We start from the raw sequence: 15,078 nt of genomic DNA, 5'->3' as shown, positions 1-15,078 counted from the left end.
TAGGTAGCGAATAAGCATTTGGATACCACTCAAAAACAAGGCACTGCGCCAAATCAAAGTTTTTCTGCCGGTGAGATGGTGGCAAGTCGCTATAAGATTATTCGGCTGCTGGGTGTTGGTGGTATGGGCTGTGTTTATTTAGCTGAAGACACGGCGTTAAAGAGTGAACGGATAGCGATCAAAATCCTCCATCAGCAACTCTCTTTTGATGAAAAGTATTCAGAACGCTTTCTGCGCGAAGTGCAGTTAATGCGCAAAGTTAATCATCCTAACGTTGTGCGCACCTTTGACTTTGGGGCAGACAAGCAAGCTGTTTACTTTACGATGGAGTTTGTCGCAGGAAAGTCCTTACTAGAGTGCATTCAAAAAAAATTAATTCAACCAAGCTCCTATGTGTCGTTGATTATGCAAATTTGTTCTGGCTTGGCGTCGATTCATCAGGCAGGGATTTTACATCGAGACTTAAAGCCGGAGAACATTTTAATCCTTGAGGACGGAACTGCGAAAATTACTGATTTCGGGGTTGCGCGCACGGAAACCTCGGAGTTAACGGCACATAATGAGATTGTCGGGTCAGCCCCCTACATGGCTCCGGAGGTTTGGCTTGGGGAAAAGCTTAGCGCTAGTGTCGATCTTTATAGTCTTGGAATTATTTTATACGAACTTGTGACGCAGGAACTGCCGTTTGATGCGGAAGTTCCTGCAACGGTAATGCGAGAGCATCTCTATCAGAAACCCAAACCACCGCGAGATTTTGATCGCAATATTCCACAGTGGCTGAATTTGCTGATCTTAAGATTGCTAGAAAAATCTGCGTACAACCGTCCACGCTCGGCAGTTGAAATTATCCAAATGCTTAAGCGTGTTGGCGGGGATTCGGCGCGCATTAGTTTGCAGGCGCTTGCTGGTGAAGTTTCAGCTTCGACGACTATTGCGGCAGCATACTTGGAATCTCTCGAGGAACGTTCGCAGCGTGCGGCAAGTAAACTTGCAACCACGCAAACTACACGCGAGACTCAAGCTGGGACAGTAAATCAAGGTCAAATCCAGAACCAAATTATTGGAATGGCTTCTAAAATTAAGCATGTGACTTTGCGACGCATTGCCTTGCCTAAAATTAAAAAGCAACCGCTGGTTTTTGCACTACTCAGCCCGATTAACAAGCGTCTGCTTAGTGTGACAACTGTTAGCCTCTGCTTCGCACTAACTCTTTGGTATGCAGCTAAATTTCTTAAAACTCAGTATTTTATCGGATATGAGAGCGCATTTTTGGAAATTAATTTACGTAGTCTTGCTGCAGTTCAGTCGAGTAGTACAGTTCAGTTCATTTGGCAGTACGCGGTTAAAGGATTACTCTTTCTCTTTGCCACACTTTTTCCGCTAAGTGTCTGTGCAGCGCTAGCGCGCGATTTGCAAGTGATTGCTAAATTATTTTTAGTCAGCCTGGGTTCGTTATCTGGAATTTTTGCAGGTTATTTTGGAATTTTAATTTGGCCGGCAATTCGTGCCAGTTCACTTAATTCGTTTTCTATCGCCAATGCGTTTTTTGCTGCCGGCCAGTGGTTGCACGAGACTGTAACTTTTAGCGAGAAGACCGTTAAGTTTTCGGCGACAGTTTTAAATGGAGGAATGGTTTTAACTCCAAGTGATGCGCTACTGCTGAACTCGCTACCACGGATTATCGGAAGTTGTGTTTATGCGCTCATATTTCTTTATGTTTTGCGACGAGTTGCCCAGGAAGAAATTATTAAACGCGAATTAGTTTATTCTGCCTGGGCGATCATTCTGCTTACTATTTATTTAATGCAATGGCCTGTCCCTGAGGGATATTTGCTTGGGCCAATTGACGCGATGTATGCCTTCCCAATTAGTTTAACATTTCTAGCTGCAGCTAAATTAGTTTTTTCTTTGTTTGTCATCGGCGTACTACTTCCGCTTGTCGCGGGTGAGGCTAAGAAGCGCTATCATATTACAAATTCGTGATTTAGACTGAGTGTCAAAATAAGTGTCTGTGAAATTTACCTCTTTGAGCTTCAGGAACATATCGCACTAAGCTGGTATTGCTACACCAAAAAATGAAACGCTCTAGTTAAATGCCCTATGTATTATTGGCCAAATTAAGTTCAATGTTGCCTGATGGAATTTAAATAGTTAACAAATGAGGGGGAGCAGGCTGATTTTACTAGACTAAATAAATACTTACCCGTTGACGAAAGTTTCGTTAACCGAAAAAACTTTGGGCAAGGGGGTAGAGGCCTGAAGCGCTTGACTTTGATTGAGTTAATTTTTTGCAACAATTTTATTGCCGACTGTGAGGTCTTGTAAGACCAGATAAGTGCACAAGATCAGCACTGCATAGACAGCGACCGTTGCTAGACTAGAGTTTCCACGGAACTTTAAGGCTCTTGGCTTAGGTTCTGCGCCGCCAAAAGCGTTCCCAATTAAGTCTACATTGGACGTGGCATCGAGCATTAGATGCGACATAAAGCCAAGCATCGTAGCAACGGCTAAATAAAGTCGCTCCCGATGGTTTGCGTCAAAGAATACCAAATATGTCAATTCAGTAGCAATCAAAGCTGCAGGGACGCTGTGAAAAAGCCCACGTCTGATCGTGAATGCCTTAAGAATCCTGACCACAAAGATTCTGCTAATTAGATATGAGCCAAGTAAGATCGAAGCTAAGCGAATTGCCGAGCCATTAAAAATTTCTGGATGAAACTGAAATAAAATAAAAGGCACAAGTGCCCCAAGAAAACAGCCAAACTCATGAGCCGGGCTCTTTTCTCCGCCGTCAATATCGGGAAGCATTCCAGTCACCACAATCAATCCAGCCGCAAGCAGAGCCAACTCAGCACTAGCTTTAATGAGCACTACTCCAATGATCGCGTAGAGCAGTCCAGTGATGGCGCTGACATTTATATGACTTTGATATGATGCCATGTTTAAAGTTCCATTTTGGGTTGAACACTTCGTTGCCTACCTTTCTTTTACGGAAAAGAAAGGTAGGACCAAAGAAAACGAATTTATAACCAGCAAGCAATATTATAAAAAATTTCCGCGCCTCCTCTCCAACGCCAAACTGGAACTTTAAACGAAAATGTTGCTATGTACCAACTTCTTTCAAGTTGAAACCTTAAGAAACGCTCTAGGGAAGCTCTGCTTGCAACTCAAACCCGTTACTTTTGATAACTTTAATTGCAGCAGGAATTGTAAAGTCGTTTACACCGCTTGAGGTGTATGAGCCGTAGAGGCCAGTGAAATTATTAATGTTATGTAGGTAATGATTTAAATTTTCGGCAGATGAACCGCGGATTAACATATAGGCGACATCATAGGCGTTGACGCCACCTGCAGCGGGCAAGTCCCCATAAGTCTTTTGGTAACTGGCATAAAAATCTTTAGCGTTTTTGTCATTACCAGTAACAAACCAAGAACCAACTAAGGTATTATTACTCGAACTCACTTCACGTAGATCTTCCAAATTGTGTGCGCCAAAAACCTCTCCTTTATATCCAGCCTCACGTAATTGTCTGACAAATAACCCTGGCTGCGGAGGCCAAAGTAAGACATAGACTGCATCAGGTTTGCTGGCTTGAAGCCTTGCAATCACAGTTTTAAAATCCATGTCATCTTTATTTAATTCTTCATTTGCTACCACGATTTCTGGTAGCGCAGTTTGGAATAAATCTTTTAACTTCAGCATTGCATCATTAACTGTACTAACAACAGCAACGCGCTGATAATTACGCTTACGCACAGTTCCGACGACTAATTGATTTTCTGTTTCAGCACGAACCCAGTGCTTAACAACAAATTTTTTATCGTTAACTATCGTATCTAAAATCGAGAGTGCTATCATCGGAATTTGTTGCTGTTCGGCAATTGAATTTACAGCAGCAGCTGTAGGCGTTCCAAAGACAATTAGTGCATGCACTTGATCGCTTAAAATTAATTTATTAACAGCTGTGACCGTGTTCTTAGGAAGCATTTGGTCGTCTTCGAAAATAAAGTTAACTTTCTTTGTCGGATCTAGATTTTTTGAAGCAAGTGTAATGCTATTACGAATTGCCTCGCCGGCAGAGGCAGCTGGGCCACTTAAGGGAGCGACTACGCCAACTTTAAGTTTAGTATCGGCAGTAGCAAATATAGGGAGAGCAAAAAGAAAGATCGAAAGAAAATATTTCATACAAGCAGTCTACATGCTTTGAAATCCATTTAACAATAGCTCAAGGCCGAGTATTGAGCCTACTGCCACAAAGCATTTGCGCACGTATGGCGCGCCGTATTTTTTGCCAAGTTTAGATCCTAAACTTGCACCTAAGATTGAACCTGAGGCCGCAGGCAGCATTAAATTTGTATCCCAAAATCCCTTGTAAATGTATGTTGCCGCCGCGATGCTACACCAAAAGAAGGCAATGATGTAGTACGTGCCTAGAGCGCGAATTAAACTAAAACCCTGAAAACGAGTGAGTACGGCAGACGTAAATAGCCCATTACCCGAGCCAAAGAATCCCTCATAAAACCCCAAGGGCAAAGCAAATAGACTACAGAGAGTTTTACTTAATGTCGCCTTTTTTTCTTCTAGGCCAAAATCTTTTTTAAAGTAGACTAATATCGACAGACAAAAAATAATTGTTCCGACGATAATTTTTAGCAAAGCTTCATCGAAGCCTGTTACGACCGTAGCTCCAAGCCAACTGCCGACTATACCTAAAATGACTAAGCTAGAAACAAGCGTGTAATCAATTTTTAAGGTTTTTAAATAGTTTCTTGCAGCAAAAGGTGTCCAGCAAGCACCAGATAAATTATTTGATGCAATCACAAGTTGTAGTGGGTAGCCCAGCATAATCAAGAGCGGTGTCGCCACTAGCGCTGACCCACCTCCGCTAATTGAACTCAATAATGCAGCGGTAAAACCAATGAAGAAAACTTGAATGATCATTTCCATGCAATTCTAGCAAGACTAGGCACTTTAAAATAGCGCTAATTTAACATTCAGATCTGTAGTTCTAAACCTGTTGTCAAAAGTTTTCTTGAATAATCAAATTTTCCTCAACAGACATAGGATCGCCCTGGCAATTATGGTGCATGACCTAAAGGGCTAAATCTACCATCTGAAATATGCAGTATGGCGTCAGCAATATTTCGCACCAACTCTTGATGATGGGAAATCAGGAGAATCCCCACACCATTTTTTGCTTCCGTACAAATAATTTCTGAAACTTGAGTAGCCATCTGATTATCGAGTGCTGAAGTCGGCTCATCAAGGAATAAATATTTAGGACTGGTAAGTAGTGCTCTGATTAAAGCAGCGCGTTGCTTTTGACCTAGCGAGGCTTCGCGGGGATATTTATAAATCGCACCAACTAAATCTAGTTTTTCTAATAGTGTTAGGTAACGTGAATTGAAATCAATCTTACGCACCCTTGAAGCAAGCGTCATATTTTCGTGCAAAGTCAAATGTGGCCAAAGAAAAAGTTGTTGAAAAACAATTCCCAATTGATGCTCTAAATTTTCTTGGTTTGTTGCTACAGTTCCACTATCTGGTTCTTCCAGTAGGGCAGCAATACGCAGTAAAGAAGTCTTTCCTGAACCACTGGGGCCCACAAGCCCAGTGATTGCACCGGGAGCAATTGATAAGGAGACATCCTTGAGCACAACTTGCTCAGCATAAGCTTTAGAGATGTTCTTAAGGGAGATCATTTTAGCGCTCCGATAATTCGCGTGTATATTTATTGCGAAGAATTAGCGCAAAAGCATTTAAGGGTAGACAAATTACCAAAAAGAATCCGCCGACAACACTATAGACTTCAATTGGGTGAAAGGTTTTCATGGTAATGCGCTGGGCTTGGCGGAATAAATCATCCACAGAAATCCAGCTGGCAACAATTGTCAGATGCAGAGCTGCAACTTGTATAAACAATAACGTCGGAATTAATGAGCGCAGCAGTAATGGTAGTTGTATGTAGCGAAAGATTTGTAGAGGGCTTAATCCCGAAATTTTAGCGACGGCAATAAATTGCCGTGGAAAATCTTTAATCGCTTGAAAAGTGCAAATTCCTACGACAACAATATTAACCAAACTAAAGACTAAGCTTGCCGTGTAGAAAGGATTGACGCGAATGTTCGCATTTGCCTGAGCTGGATAATGCAGCACCAAGAGCGGCACTAAAACCGGTAAGCCTGAAAGGATGAAGGCAATTAGCCGTAAGCAACTTCCGATAGTTTTTTCAAAATAACTGGCAAGAAAGCCGACAAGGATTCCGCCGATAATACCCGAGGTCCAAGTAATCAAAGCCATTGCCAGCGTGGTCTTTAGACCATCGATAAATGCCTCTTGGTATTCAACTAAAATGGATAGCAGTGTCATAAGTTTAGAATGCAGGTTTTTCTGGAACCAACAATTTCCCTGAAGGATCGTACTTAGTTAAGACTTTATTAATAAAGCCAGTGTTTTTTAGATCTTCAATCGAGACATCTAGGAAATCTTTTAGTTTTTGCTCACCCTTACTCATCGCGTACATATCTCCAAACACTGCAAATGGCTGAGCAGATTCAATCTCACGAATGGAGTTTGGATTTTTCTGTGCGTAGAGATGGGCCACTGTACGATCGGTGATCGTCAAGTCAGCTTTGTTGGTTGCAATTGCTAAGAGTAATGCTGGGCCATCAGATTCTTTAGATAATGAAAATGTTTTACTAGTGGGAAAGTAAGCAGCTTGTAATCTTTCTGACATTTCACCATCAATTGTGCCAAACGTAAGTGTATTGGCATTCTGTAGTAAATCATCGGCTGTTCGATAAGGACTATTGGCACTGACATAAGCAGTTGTAACGTTATAAAATGCCGCATTGGAAAAAGTCATAAACTTTGCCCGCATCGAAGAAGGCCAAATCCCGCTACAAAAGAGATCGATTTTATTTGAATTTAACGCTAGTGCCGCATCCCCAATTGGAATCTCTTCTTCCCAGATAATTTTAAGTCCAGAGCGTTTGGCAATCTCTTCTGTAATTTCAAAAAAAGCACCAGAAAAATTTCCGCGATTAGGTTCCCGATCAAAGGCAAGAGGCCATAGTGAGTAGCCGCAGCGGATTTCATTGGTGAGAACAATACGGTCAAAAGTACTTTGGCTTTGTGGAAACTGAGATGAAGTCTGTTTGGCACTTCCATCGCCACAGCCAATCAAACTAAGAACAACTATAAAAAATAATAAAGATTTCACTGTTCGATACTCCTTAAGGAAAAAGAAAATTACCGGAAATATGCAGGAATGTCGTTTATCTCTCTCGAATTATAGAATAAAATTATACTTAATATATTGTATTTGTTATGATTTTAATTGTTGATATAGATAGACAACAGCACGGTTTTAAAACATGGAACTTTCAAAATCATTACAATCAATTGCCGAAGGACTCGGCCTCCAAGAAACCGACGTAAGAGTTTATTCTTCTTTGCTTGAGCTTGGCCGAGGTGATGCGGCACGCATTGCTAAACATGCACAATTACCTCGCACTACAGTCTACTCAGTTATTAAAAGGCTTTCGGAGCTTGGGCTTGTAGGATCAGAGAAACGAGCCCATGGTCAAAGGTTTATCCCTGCTAGTTCGGAAAGTATTGTACGTTTAGCAGAAGAAAAACTTGAAAAAGCGAAACATGGATTGGCGATAGCTCGCGAAGTTGCCGAAGCACTTAAGACGGCTTCTGGGCGAGATGCACTTAGTCAATCAAAAATTCAAATTTACGAAGGAGAGCGAGCTGTCCGGGCTGCCCTATATGATCAAATCGATATGTGGCGTAATGCATTAATCAGCACCAGAAAAGTTTGGACTGGATTCCAAGATGATTCATACTTGGTAAGTTATGGAGAATGGGTAGTAGATTATTGGAAGCGCTATAAGAATGCACCGAATGCACAGTACGATAGAGTAAAACTATTTTCTAATGCCACAAAGGCAGATAAAGATATTGCCTCTAGGACAAAGGAATATGCAGGCGATAAACGCCAATTACGCCCACTGCCATCTGGTATTTCTTTTAGCTCCACAATCTGGGTTGTCGGATATTATGTGATTACTTTACATACTCGGACTTCTCCACACGCGATGACTGTAATTCGCGATGAGGTTTTAGCAGAAAATCTTGGTTCAGTTTTTGAATATTTATGGAACTTAACGCTGCCGGCTAAGTAGCATAGCAAGCCTCAAAGATTGCCGGTGTAGCAAAGCCAAATGATTTATCGAAAATCGAAAACGCTTTTGCTTGTGGTTTGGATAAACTCCAAGCTTTACCACCCGCCTCTTCAACAATCAGCGACCCCGCAGCAACATCCCAAGCCGAAAGACGATAAAAAATACTAGCATCAAGTCTACCTGCTGCAATCCAACACTGGTCTAACACGGCAGACCCAAAATGCCGTTCTTCAGTCTCAGTGAGCACCATTTTATGGCCCAGCGAATGAAACTCCTCCCACTTAGAGCTTAAGTGCCGGGCAGCATTATAGCCAACGACCGTCCCTTTCTCGAGTTTTGCAATATCAGAAACTGCAATGGGAACTCCATTTAGCTTTGCACCTTGACCTTTGATCGCGGTAAAAATTTCATCACGCATTGGGTCGTAGACAACTCCAAGCTGGCGTTCTCCGTTCACTAAAATTCCAATTGAAACGCCAAAGTGCGGAATGCGGCGATAGAAATTTCTTGTGCCATCTATCGGGTCGACAACCCAGCAAACCTTTTCAGCACAGACTTGTTCGATTGTAGAATTTAAGTCCTGACACGTCTTTTGATAGGATTCTTCCCCAATCACAAAATGCTTGGGGAAGAGCTGTCGAACTCGTTCGACGATCAACTGGTCAGCCCAGAGATCTAACTCTGTTACTATTTCTTGATGAGCTTTAAATTGATGTGCGATTTGTTGACTAGAACGTTGAACCTCACGAAGTCGTGTCCCGACTTCGCGTGCAAGGCTAATTGCAGCTTGATGCGCTTGTGTGAGTTCTGCAGTATTCACTCAGACCTGAATACACTTTTTCGGATAACTTGAATAGCAGGCAGTAGTGATCAATTTAGAGCATGCCAGCTTAATGCTTTTTATTCACTGGGAGCAGGTTGTTCTGTCGGCTTAGCAAGTTCCCACCACTTTTTATCACGTAGCTCCATGTGCATTTCTCCACCTTTTCCATCTTTGTAGCGGACAAAGCCTTGTGGGTCGCCAAGTGATTTCTTCGGGTCGGGTTGTACTTTTGATAAATCTGTAGATGTCACTAGGGCATCGCCAACACTTCTGACGTCGCTCGTATTTCTAAGAATCAAGCTAATTTTACCCATCGCGCGAGCAGTGTGCAGCTTAACTGCATCCATCACCGGAACAGCTAAGGTGACTGTTGCGGTCTGAGACAATCTGCCAATTGTCCCTTCCTTAGTGTCGCCAACTTTAGTTTGGCCATTATAAGAAACAACAACTGCATCTTCGATAGCAATTTGACTCTTTTTCTTACCGTCAGTTGAGTCTTGGTATGTGACAATTACGTCAACATGCGCGCCTGGAGTCGCCCAACCTTCTACGCCCGAAGTTGAATCTACCTCGATTGTCGTGGCACGATGTCCTGGTGGAATAATATCAGCTACTCCGCCGATGATTGGCACAGAAGATAAACTACTTTTGATAATTGGTTGATTTGGTTGAAGATCGACTTTGGCATACATATCCCGCATATCTGCAGCATCGCGCACTGCCCCTTCAGGCACTTCAGTGCGTGGCCAGTTTACTTGAACCAATGGAACATCGTTGAGCTTTGTACCTGCTGGGATAATTTTAGCTGGAGACAATAAAGCCATAGTTCCAAAGGCAACGTCGGAAGGATCACTTGAGTTTGAAGTTAATGTTTGTCGCGCTTCGACTTCATTGTAACTGTAAATTACAACAGCCACGATAATAGCCATTGCGAAAATTAGTATTCCGCCGCCGATGTAAAGCAGTCTTTCATGCATGCTTGAATGTGCTGAGTGTTGCTGTTGACCATTGAAACGGCCACTCATCACCACACCGCGGTTTTGATTGTTATTAAATCTATTTATTCCCGGAAGCTCTGACATAACCTTTACCTAAAATTGCTCACCTTGAATTTGAGTCTTCCAAACTAAGCCACATATTGGCTACTAATAAACATGTCTATTCTTTTGATGATTATAACTTTCTAAATGATTCTTATTCTATGACTTTCTTAGTGATAAATGTCTGTGTCCATTAATATTATTGGCTAATCACCTAAAATAATTAAACTTCTTTTGAATTTTTAATTCAAAAGAAGTTTAATGATCCATTTTTTGTAAGAAAAATGGATCATTAAACAAAATAGACTTCTTTCGATAAAAGATTGAAAATTTTTAAAAATTTTCCTTATTTATTCAATCATATCAAGATGTTAATCTGTTATTAAAATCCTAACTCGAAAGAAGTCTATTAAAGAAAATAATCATTTATGTCCTAGTCGTACATTCGACATTCTAGTGAATAAAGATGAGAGAAATCTCTTTTGCAGGTAAATATTTGATATTATAGAGAAATTTTAAAATTTTTATTTCCAGATTTCTCGAATATTAAGCCTAACACTCGAGAATCCTTTATAATCTTCGATTTCAGGATTGTAAGCGATAGAGATAAAATTCCCCTTAAAAAGCTCTGAGTGGCCATGCATTTTCCAGGCTACTGCAGGAATTGTCACACCTTGCTGCCGGAGCTGAAGCTTTAAGTGGCCCTTGCCGATTGTTTGGACCATTACGACCTCAACATCTGTTGTCATGAATAACGGTTCAGGGTTTCCGATGCCAAAGGGCTCAAGCTGAGAAAGTTCTTTGATTAAATCAAAGGTAATATCTTTAAAAACTGCAACAACGTCAGCATGCTTTTTTCTAATCAGCATTTCATCGGTTACGGCATTACGGCACAGTAACTTAAACTGTGCTTGAAAATCTGGCAGCATCTTTTGAGTGAGACTAAATCCCCCAGCTTGAGTATGTCCGCCGTGTTTATCTAAGACGGTTTTTAAACTGCTCAAGGCTTCAGCTACATGAAAACCAGGAATGCCACGCACCGAGCCTTTGATGATTTTATTCCCTTCGCGGTCAAGTTCTTCACTTGGAGCCATGACAGCTGCAGGCATGCCAAACTGTTCCACGATTCTTTGGGCAACGATGCCGCTGACACCTTGATGGAAATTTTCATTGTAAAGCGCAAACCCGCGGTTTTCGCAAAGTTCTGGGTGCTTTGAAATTTCCTCAAAGCACAATTCTTTAACGGAATCTTCAAGTTGTTTACGTTCGCGATTACAACGATCGGCGTATTCGGAAAGTTCCAGAGCCTTTCTTTCGCTGACAGTTGTTAAGAGCTCAAACATCAAGCGTGCGTCATCAACGCGCCCACTAGCATTAATTCTCGGCCCGAGGCCAAAGAGTACGTGGCTCGAGCGCAGAGATTTCTCAGCGAAGCCACTGACTTTTTTGAGTGCAATTAACCCAGTGCGTTTGGTGCTGGTGAGGGCTTCAAGCCCACGCTGAGCAAGCAGCCTGTTGACATTCGTCAAGGGCACCATGTCGCAGATCGTGCCTAGCGCTGCTAAATCTAAAAGTTCTTTTGGGTCAGGTAAGTTTTTTTGTGATTCACTAGCTTGTCGTTTCAATTCTAGAATTAGAAACCAGGTTAAAGCCGAAGCGCAAAGCCCATAATCGCCAAAAGCACAGCCTGTTTGTAGTGGGTTGATGATCACATCAGCCGGGGGGGGCGTTGAAAATTGATGGTGGTCGACCACAATTGATGCAAGCCCTAAGGTCTTGGCACGTGCTAATTCGGCGTGGCTACTGATTCCGCAATCCAATGTAATCAGCAGGTTTGTGCCAGATTTAGCAATGCGCTCAACTGCGTCCAAGGACAAACCATAACCCTCGCTGAAACGATTTGGAGTATAGAATGTGATGACTGTATTGGTCTCAAAGCTTCGTGCTAAGGCGTTGAGTGTTGGGGCAAGTTGTGCGCCAGCAGTAATACCATCAACGTCAAAATCAGTATAAACGGTGATCTGACTGCCAGCTTTGATGTGCTGAAGAATTAACTCTGCAGCCTTGGTAGAATTTTTAAGATTACTTGGATCGGGCAAGAGTTCTTTTAAGGATGGGGCTAGATAGTGTTTTGCTGCTTGCGGAGTTTCGTAGCCACGACAAATTAATAGTTCAGCGACTAGCCTAGAAACCCCCAACTCGTTTTGGAGCAACTCTGAGGCCTGAATTTTGTTAAATTCAACTGGTGGGATAATTCGCGTTTGACGTTTGTAGGCCTGACTTTCAGTGCTTTTTTCTGAGTTGGTTTCAATACTTAAATTCACCGCTAAATTGATACATCATAGCACTGCGGCTGTCGAGTCAAGGTGCTTGCAGCTCAAGGATTGTATTGACGTTTTATGATCGGAGCAGGATACTTCAGCGAGCCTATCTTTAGGGTGGCGCTTTTTGAAAGTTTAATTATTTCGAGGAACAATTTATGAAAAAAATTATCATCTTATCTGCTGGAATGGTTTTTGCTGCAAACATTTCCCTGGCAGACACTGCTAGCATGGAGAAAGCCTGCAACATGTCTAAGAACGCATTAGCTAAGCACCCTACTTGCACCCAAGATTTGAAGGATGCTGGTGCAAAAGTTGATTGTACTAAAGGCATGCCTGCGATTGATGAAATGAATAAGTTACAGATGAAATGTAAAGATCAAGCAATGGCTGCAGCACCTGCAACTGCTGCAAAAGTTGATGCGTTAAAAACTATGGATACAAGCGATCCGCGCATGGCAGAGTTTAAGCAAAAACTTGAAGCAGCTAAAGCAGCTAAGGCTGCAAAGCAGGGAACAGCAGCTGGAACAACACCGGCTCCGGGCGCAGCAAATACCACTGCCGCTGACACTGCCACGCAGACAGCTACGACTACTACCACTCCAACTGGTATGTAATTTCAATAAAAATGCCGAGATCGTCCCGATTTCGGCATTTTTTCTTCAGAATATTTGAAGAAACGCTCTGATTATACTGGCTGCGTAAAGATGAATCTTTACACAACATTACGGAGACTAAATCGGTGTTTTAGTCTCCGAGAGCGCTTTGCAAGCGCTCTTTAGAGCAACTCACTATTCGCTACATAGAATCGCAAATTGCTCTAAACTACTGTCTATATCTAGATTGTTAGGAAATTAACAATTATAATAGCTCCTTCATCTGGGTAGACGAGGGGCTCTTAAGGTTTTTTACTCCGAGGCGCATTTTTTGTGCCTAGTTGCCAGGGCATTTTATCAAGGCCTGACAACTAGGCATAACTGCCAGGAGAGGAACTAATGAAATTGAATAGTTGGGCGCTTGTCGCCATTTGTCTTGTTACCGGGCTTGCTTCGGTCAACATCTATCGCCATCTTAATCCGCCGCCAAGTGCAGCGGTTGTTGCCTCTGAGATTCGGACAGAAGGGCAGGTTCCGATCTCAATTCGCGAAGACTTTGGAGAAGTTCTAGAGCGAGCGCTTGATGAAAAGGATCCGAATGCAACTTTGGAAAAGCTTAAACCCGGCATTCAGGAGCTACTTAAGGCTACTGAGGTGCGCGAGGCTCAAGTGTTGCTAGCACGACTCAAATCGGGCTCTGCGATTTCAAAGCGAGGTTTCGGCGCAATTCTTAACGCCCATGCGGTGTGGGGACTTCCCATTCCAGCAAATGACAAACTCAAGAGTCAAGTTATCAACGCACTGCTTGCAAATCCAGAAAACAGATTTTGGGTTGAGTACTGCGTCTACAACTATGGTCGTGAAAGAGTGGTTTTCTCTGCGGAGGAACTGCTGGCTGGGTTTAAGACTAAGAACCAAGCTGTTCAAATGGCCTTTGCCAGACAAGCTAAGCGCGAGGAGGAAAATGCCAATCGCTATCAAGACAACTTGTCGCGGCGAATGCAAGCTCTTGGTAACGTTAAATTCTATGAGATTATCTGGGGTCAAGCACCGCAGGCGTCCAAAGAGTTTATACGTAAGGAGTTTGAGAGTGCTGCGATTAATAGCGCCATGGAAGCGCTTGAACAGCTTAGAGAGAATGGCGGTCTTTGCTCGCAGATGGACCAAGTCTACTTTGGCGATATTCTCTATGCACTTGCTGTCTATGACTTGGACTTTGCAGATCTGGGAACTTCAGTTGAAGAACTGCGCCAGATCTCACGTGTGCAGTTTAGGATCTAAAGTCGGGTCACAATGGCTAATAGCGGGGAAGAAGGTTCTAGAGGTTCATGAAATAAGGTTCTTGAAGCACCCTCGTCCCCGCTTAACTTTTAAAGCATTAAGCAGCTTTCCTAATTTGAGACCGTCGTCGTTTGAGATTGCGATTGGTTTGATCGACTTTGCCAGCTAGTAAACCCGCTACGGAAATATCTTCGTCCAAAGCATCCCAGTGTAAACCCAGGCCGCCTCCACTAATTTTATATTTTTTTCTTTGCGCTAAAGAAGCTTTTTTAAGCCGCGGAAAAAAAGTAAGCGGCACTCCGATCTGCCGGCCGTCTTTAAGTTCAACCCACATCATACGTGAATCAAAGTTTACTTTTTGTGCTTTTGGATTAAGAGTCGAAGTGCTCATTCCAGGCCTCGATAATTTCAGCTTTTCGTATTTTTACTACATTCATTATAGCCTTTATTTCTTTTAATGTGAATCCGTAAGAACTTTCTAAGTGTAATTCTGGCTCAACCCAGATTTTCGCAAGTTTTTCATCTTTTCTAACGTGGACATGTATGCATTCTAGCGGAGAGCCTTCATTCGAAAAGAAAAAGAATTTAACTCCATTATGGTAGAAGATGACTGGCATATTTAGAGTAATTCACGATTCTATGTTGCGCGAATAGTGAATTACTCTAAGGAGCGCTTACAAGGCGCTCCCGGGGACTAAAACACCGATTTAGTCCCCGTAATGTTGAGTAAAGATTTATCTTTACTCAACCAATATAATCTAGAGCGTTTCTTCATATATTTTTCTATCTCGCCGTAGACGAGGCCTTTTATATTGCTACACTAA

Annotated in this window: 15 protein-coding genes; 4 read left to right on the top strand and 11 right to left on the bottom strand. The window is 42.4% G+C overall.

Translation table 11 applies throughout. The features are described 5' to 3' along the window. The first annotated feature begins 18 nt into the window (after nt 1-18). A complete protein-coding gene (locus tag JNK13_10170; protein MBL7663102.1) occupies nt 19-1,983 on the top strand; it encodes a serine/threonine protein kinase in 1,965 nt (654 codons plus the stop codon). A 297-nt stretch (nt 1,984-2,280) separates the two neighbouring features. Here the strand turns inward: JNK13_10170 and JNK13_10165 are convergent, their stop codons facing one another. From JNK13_10165 to JNK13_10140, 6 genes are all read right to left on the bottom strand, one after another. Continuing rightward, nucleotides 2,281-2,940, bottom strand: a complete 660-nt coding sequence (locus tag JNK13_10165) for a metal-dependent hydrolase (GenBank protein ID MBL7663101.1) — start codon at nt 2,938-2,940, stop codon at nt 2,281-2,283. A gap of 205 nt (nt 2,941-3,145) precedes the next feature. Next, the gene (locus tag JNK13_10160; protein ID MBL7663100.1) at nt 3,146-4,186 is read right to left on the bottom strand and encodes an ABC transporter substrate-binding protein; all 1,041 of its coding nucleotides are present in this window, start codon (nt 4,184-4,186) and stop codon (nt 3,146-3,148) included. A gap of 9 nt (nt 4,187-4,195) precedes the next feature. Then, on the bottom strand, nt 4,196-4,948 hold the full coding sequence (locus JNK13_10155) for a sulfite exporter TauE/SafE family protein (protein ID MBL7663099.1): 753 nt from the start codon (nt 4,946-4,948) through the stop codon (nt 4,196-4,198). Nucleotides 4,949-5,079: 131 nt separating this feature from the next. Further along, nucleotides 5,080-5,703 carry an amino acid ABC transporter ATP-binding protein gene (locus JNK13_10150; GenBank protein ID MBL7663098.1) on the bottom strand — a complete coding sequence of 208 codons (624 nt, stop codon included), beginning with the start codon at nt 5,701-5,703 and terminating at the stop codon, nt 5,080-5,082. Between the two features lies 1 nt (nt 5,704). After that, the gene (locus JNK13_10145) at nt 5,705-6,370 is read right to left on the bottom strand and encodes an ABC transporter permease subunit (protein ID MBL7663097.1); all 666 of its coding nucleotides are present in this window, start codon (nt 6,368-6,370) and stop codon (nt 5,705-5,707) included. Nucleotides 6,371-6,374: 4 nt separating this feature from the next. Further along, nucleotides 6,375-7,223, bottom strand: coding sequence for a transporter substrate-binding domain-containing protein (locus tag JNK13_10140; protein ID MBL7663096.1), 849 nt, complete (start codon nt 7,221-7,223; stop codon nt 6,375-6,377). A gap of 154 nt (nt 7,224-7,377) precedes the next feature. Here JNK13_10140 and JNK13_10135 point away from each other — a divergent pair, with 154 nt between their 5' ends. Further along, the gene (locus tag JNK13_10135) at nt 7,378-8,193 is read left to right on the top strand and encodes a hypothetical protein (GenBank protein MBL7663095.1); all 816 of its coding nucleotides are present in this window, start codon (nt 7,378-7,380) and stop codon (nt 8,191-8,193) included. Here JNK13_10135 and JNK13_10130 read toward each other — a convergent pair. The 3 genes from JNK13_10130 to recJ form a co-directional block, all read right to left on the bottom strand. Continuing rightward, nucleotides 8,186-9,013 carry an inositol monophosphatase gene (locus JNK13_10130; GenBank protein ID MBL7663094.1) on the bottom strand — a complete coding sequence of 276 codons (828 nt, stop codon included), beginning with the start codon at nt 9,011-9,013 and terminating at the stop codon, nt 8,186-8,188. The two genes, JNK13_10135 and JNK13_10130, sit on opposite strands and share 8 nt — an antisense overlap. Before the next feature lie 80 nt (nt 9,014-9,093). After that, entirely contained in the window at nt 9,094-10,098 is a 1,005-nt protein-coding gene (gene cpaB, locus JNK13_10125) for a Flp pilus assembly protein CpaB (protein ID MBL7663093.1), read from the bottom strand. Nucleotides 10,099-10,580: 482 nt separating this feature from the next. Beyond that, entirely contained in the window at nt 10,581-12,380 is a 1,800-nt protein-coding gene (recJ, locus tag JNK13_10120; GenBank protein MBL7663092.1) for a single-stranded-DNA-specific exonuclease RecJ, read from the bottom strand. 155 nt (nt 12,381-12,535) lie between these two features. Between recJ and JNK13_10115 the strand changes: the two genes are divergently transcribed. After that, nucleotides 12,536-12,994, top strand: a complete 459-nt coding sequence (locus JNK13_10115; GenBank protein MBL7663091.1) for a hypothetical protein — start codon at nt 12,536-12,538, stop codon at nt 12,992-12,994. A 378-nt stretch (nt 12,995-13,372) separates the two neighbouring features. Then, nucleotides 13,373-14,254 (top strand): hypothetical protein, encoded by an 882-nt coding sequence (locus JNK13_10110; GenBank protein ID MBL7663090.1) that lies wholly within the window; start codon nt 13,373-13,375, stop codon nt 14,252-14,254. A gap of 97 nt (nt 14,255-14,351) precedes the next feature. Here the strand turns inward: JNK13_10110 and JNK13_10105 are convergent, their stop codons facing one another. Both JNK13_10105 and JNK13_10100 read right to left on the bottom strand, forming a co-directional pair. Continuing rightward, complete coding sequence (locus tag JNK13_10105) at nt 14,352-14,645, bottom strand: DUF2442 domain-containing protein (GenBank protein MBL7663089.1); 294 nt, start codon at nt 14,643-14,645, stop codon at nt 14,352-14,354. Further along, on the bottom strand, nt 14,626-14,871 hold the full coding sequence (locus JNK13_10100; GenBank protein MBL7663088.1) for a DUF4160 domain-containing protein: 246 nt from the start codon (nt 14,869-14,871) through the stop codon (nt 14,626-14,628). Before JNK13_10100 ends, JNK13_10105 begins: the two co-directional genes overlap by 20 nt. Nucleotides 14,872-15,078: the final 207 nt, after the last annotated feature.

Source organism: bacterium (genome assembly GCA_016786595.1).
Taxonomy (GTDB): Bacteria; Bdellovibrionota_C; UBA2361; order SZUA-149; family JAEUWB01; genus JAEUWB01.
Note: the sequence above shows the minus strand (reverse complement) of the source record. Positions and strands in the feature narration are given on the sequence as shown.

Excerpts from the sequence above, each read along its gene's own strand:
- JNK13_10160 (MBL7663100.1), bottom strand. The coding sequence starts at position 4,186 with ATGAAATATTTTCTTTCGATCTTTCTTTTTGCTCTCCCTATATTTGCT.
- JNK13_10105 (MBL7663089.1), bottom strand. The coding sequence starts at position 14,645 with ATGAGCACTTCGACTCTTAATCCAAAAGCACAAAAAGTAAACTTTGAT.
- cpaB (MBL7663093.1), bottom strand. The coding sequence starts at position 10,098 with ATGTCAGAGCTTCCGGGAATAAATAGATTTAATAACAATCAAAACCGC.
- JNK13_10110 (MBL7663090.1), top strand. The coding sequence starts at position 13,373 with ATGAAATTGAATAGTTGGGCGCTTGTCGCCATTTGTCTTGTTACCGGG.
- JNK13_10155 (MBL7663099.1), bottom strand. The coding sequence starts at position 4,948 with ATGGAAATGATCATTCAAGTTTTCTTCATTGGTTTTACCGCTGCATTA.
- JNK13_10100 (MBL7663088.1), bottom strand. The coding sequence starts at position 14,871 with ATGCCAGTCATCTTCTACCATAATGGAGTTAAATTCTTTTTCTTTTCG.
- JNK13_10115 (MBL7663091.1), top strand. The coding sequence starts at position 12,536 with ATGAAAAAAATTATCATCTTATCTGCTGGAATGGTTTTTGCTGCAAAC.
- JNK13_10135 (MBL7663095.1), top strand. The coding sequence starts at position 7,378 with ATGGAACTTTCAAAATCATTACAATCAATTGCCGAAGGACTCGGCCTC.
- JNK13_10145 (MBL7663097.1), bottom strand. The coding sequence starts at position 6,370 with ATGACACTGCTATCCATTTTAGTTGAATACCAAGAGGCATTTATCGAT.
- JNK13_10150 (MBL7663098.1), bottom strand. The coding sequence starts at position 5,703 with ATGATCTCCCTTAAGAACATCTCTAAAGCTTATGCTGAGCAAGTTGTG.
- JNK13_10165 (MBL7663101.1), bottom strand. The coding sequence starts at position 2,940 with ATGGCATCATATCAAAGTCATATAAATGTCAGCGCCATCACTGGACTG.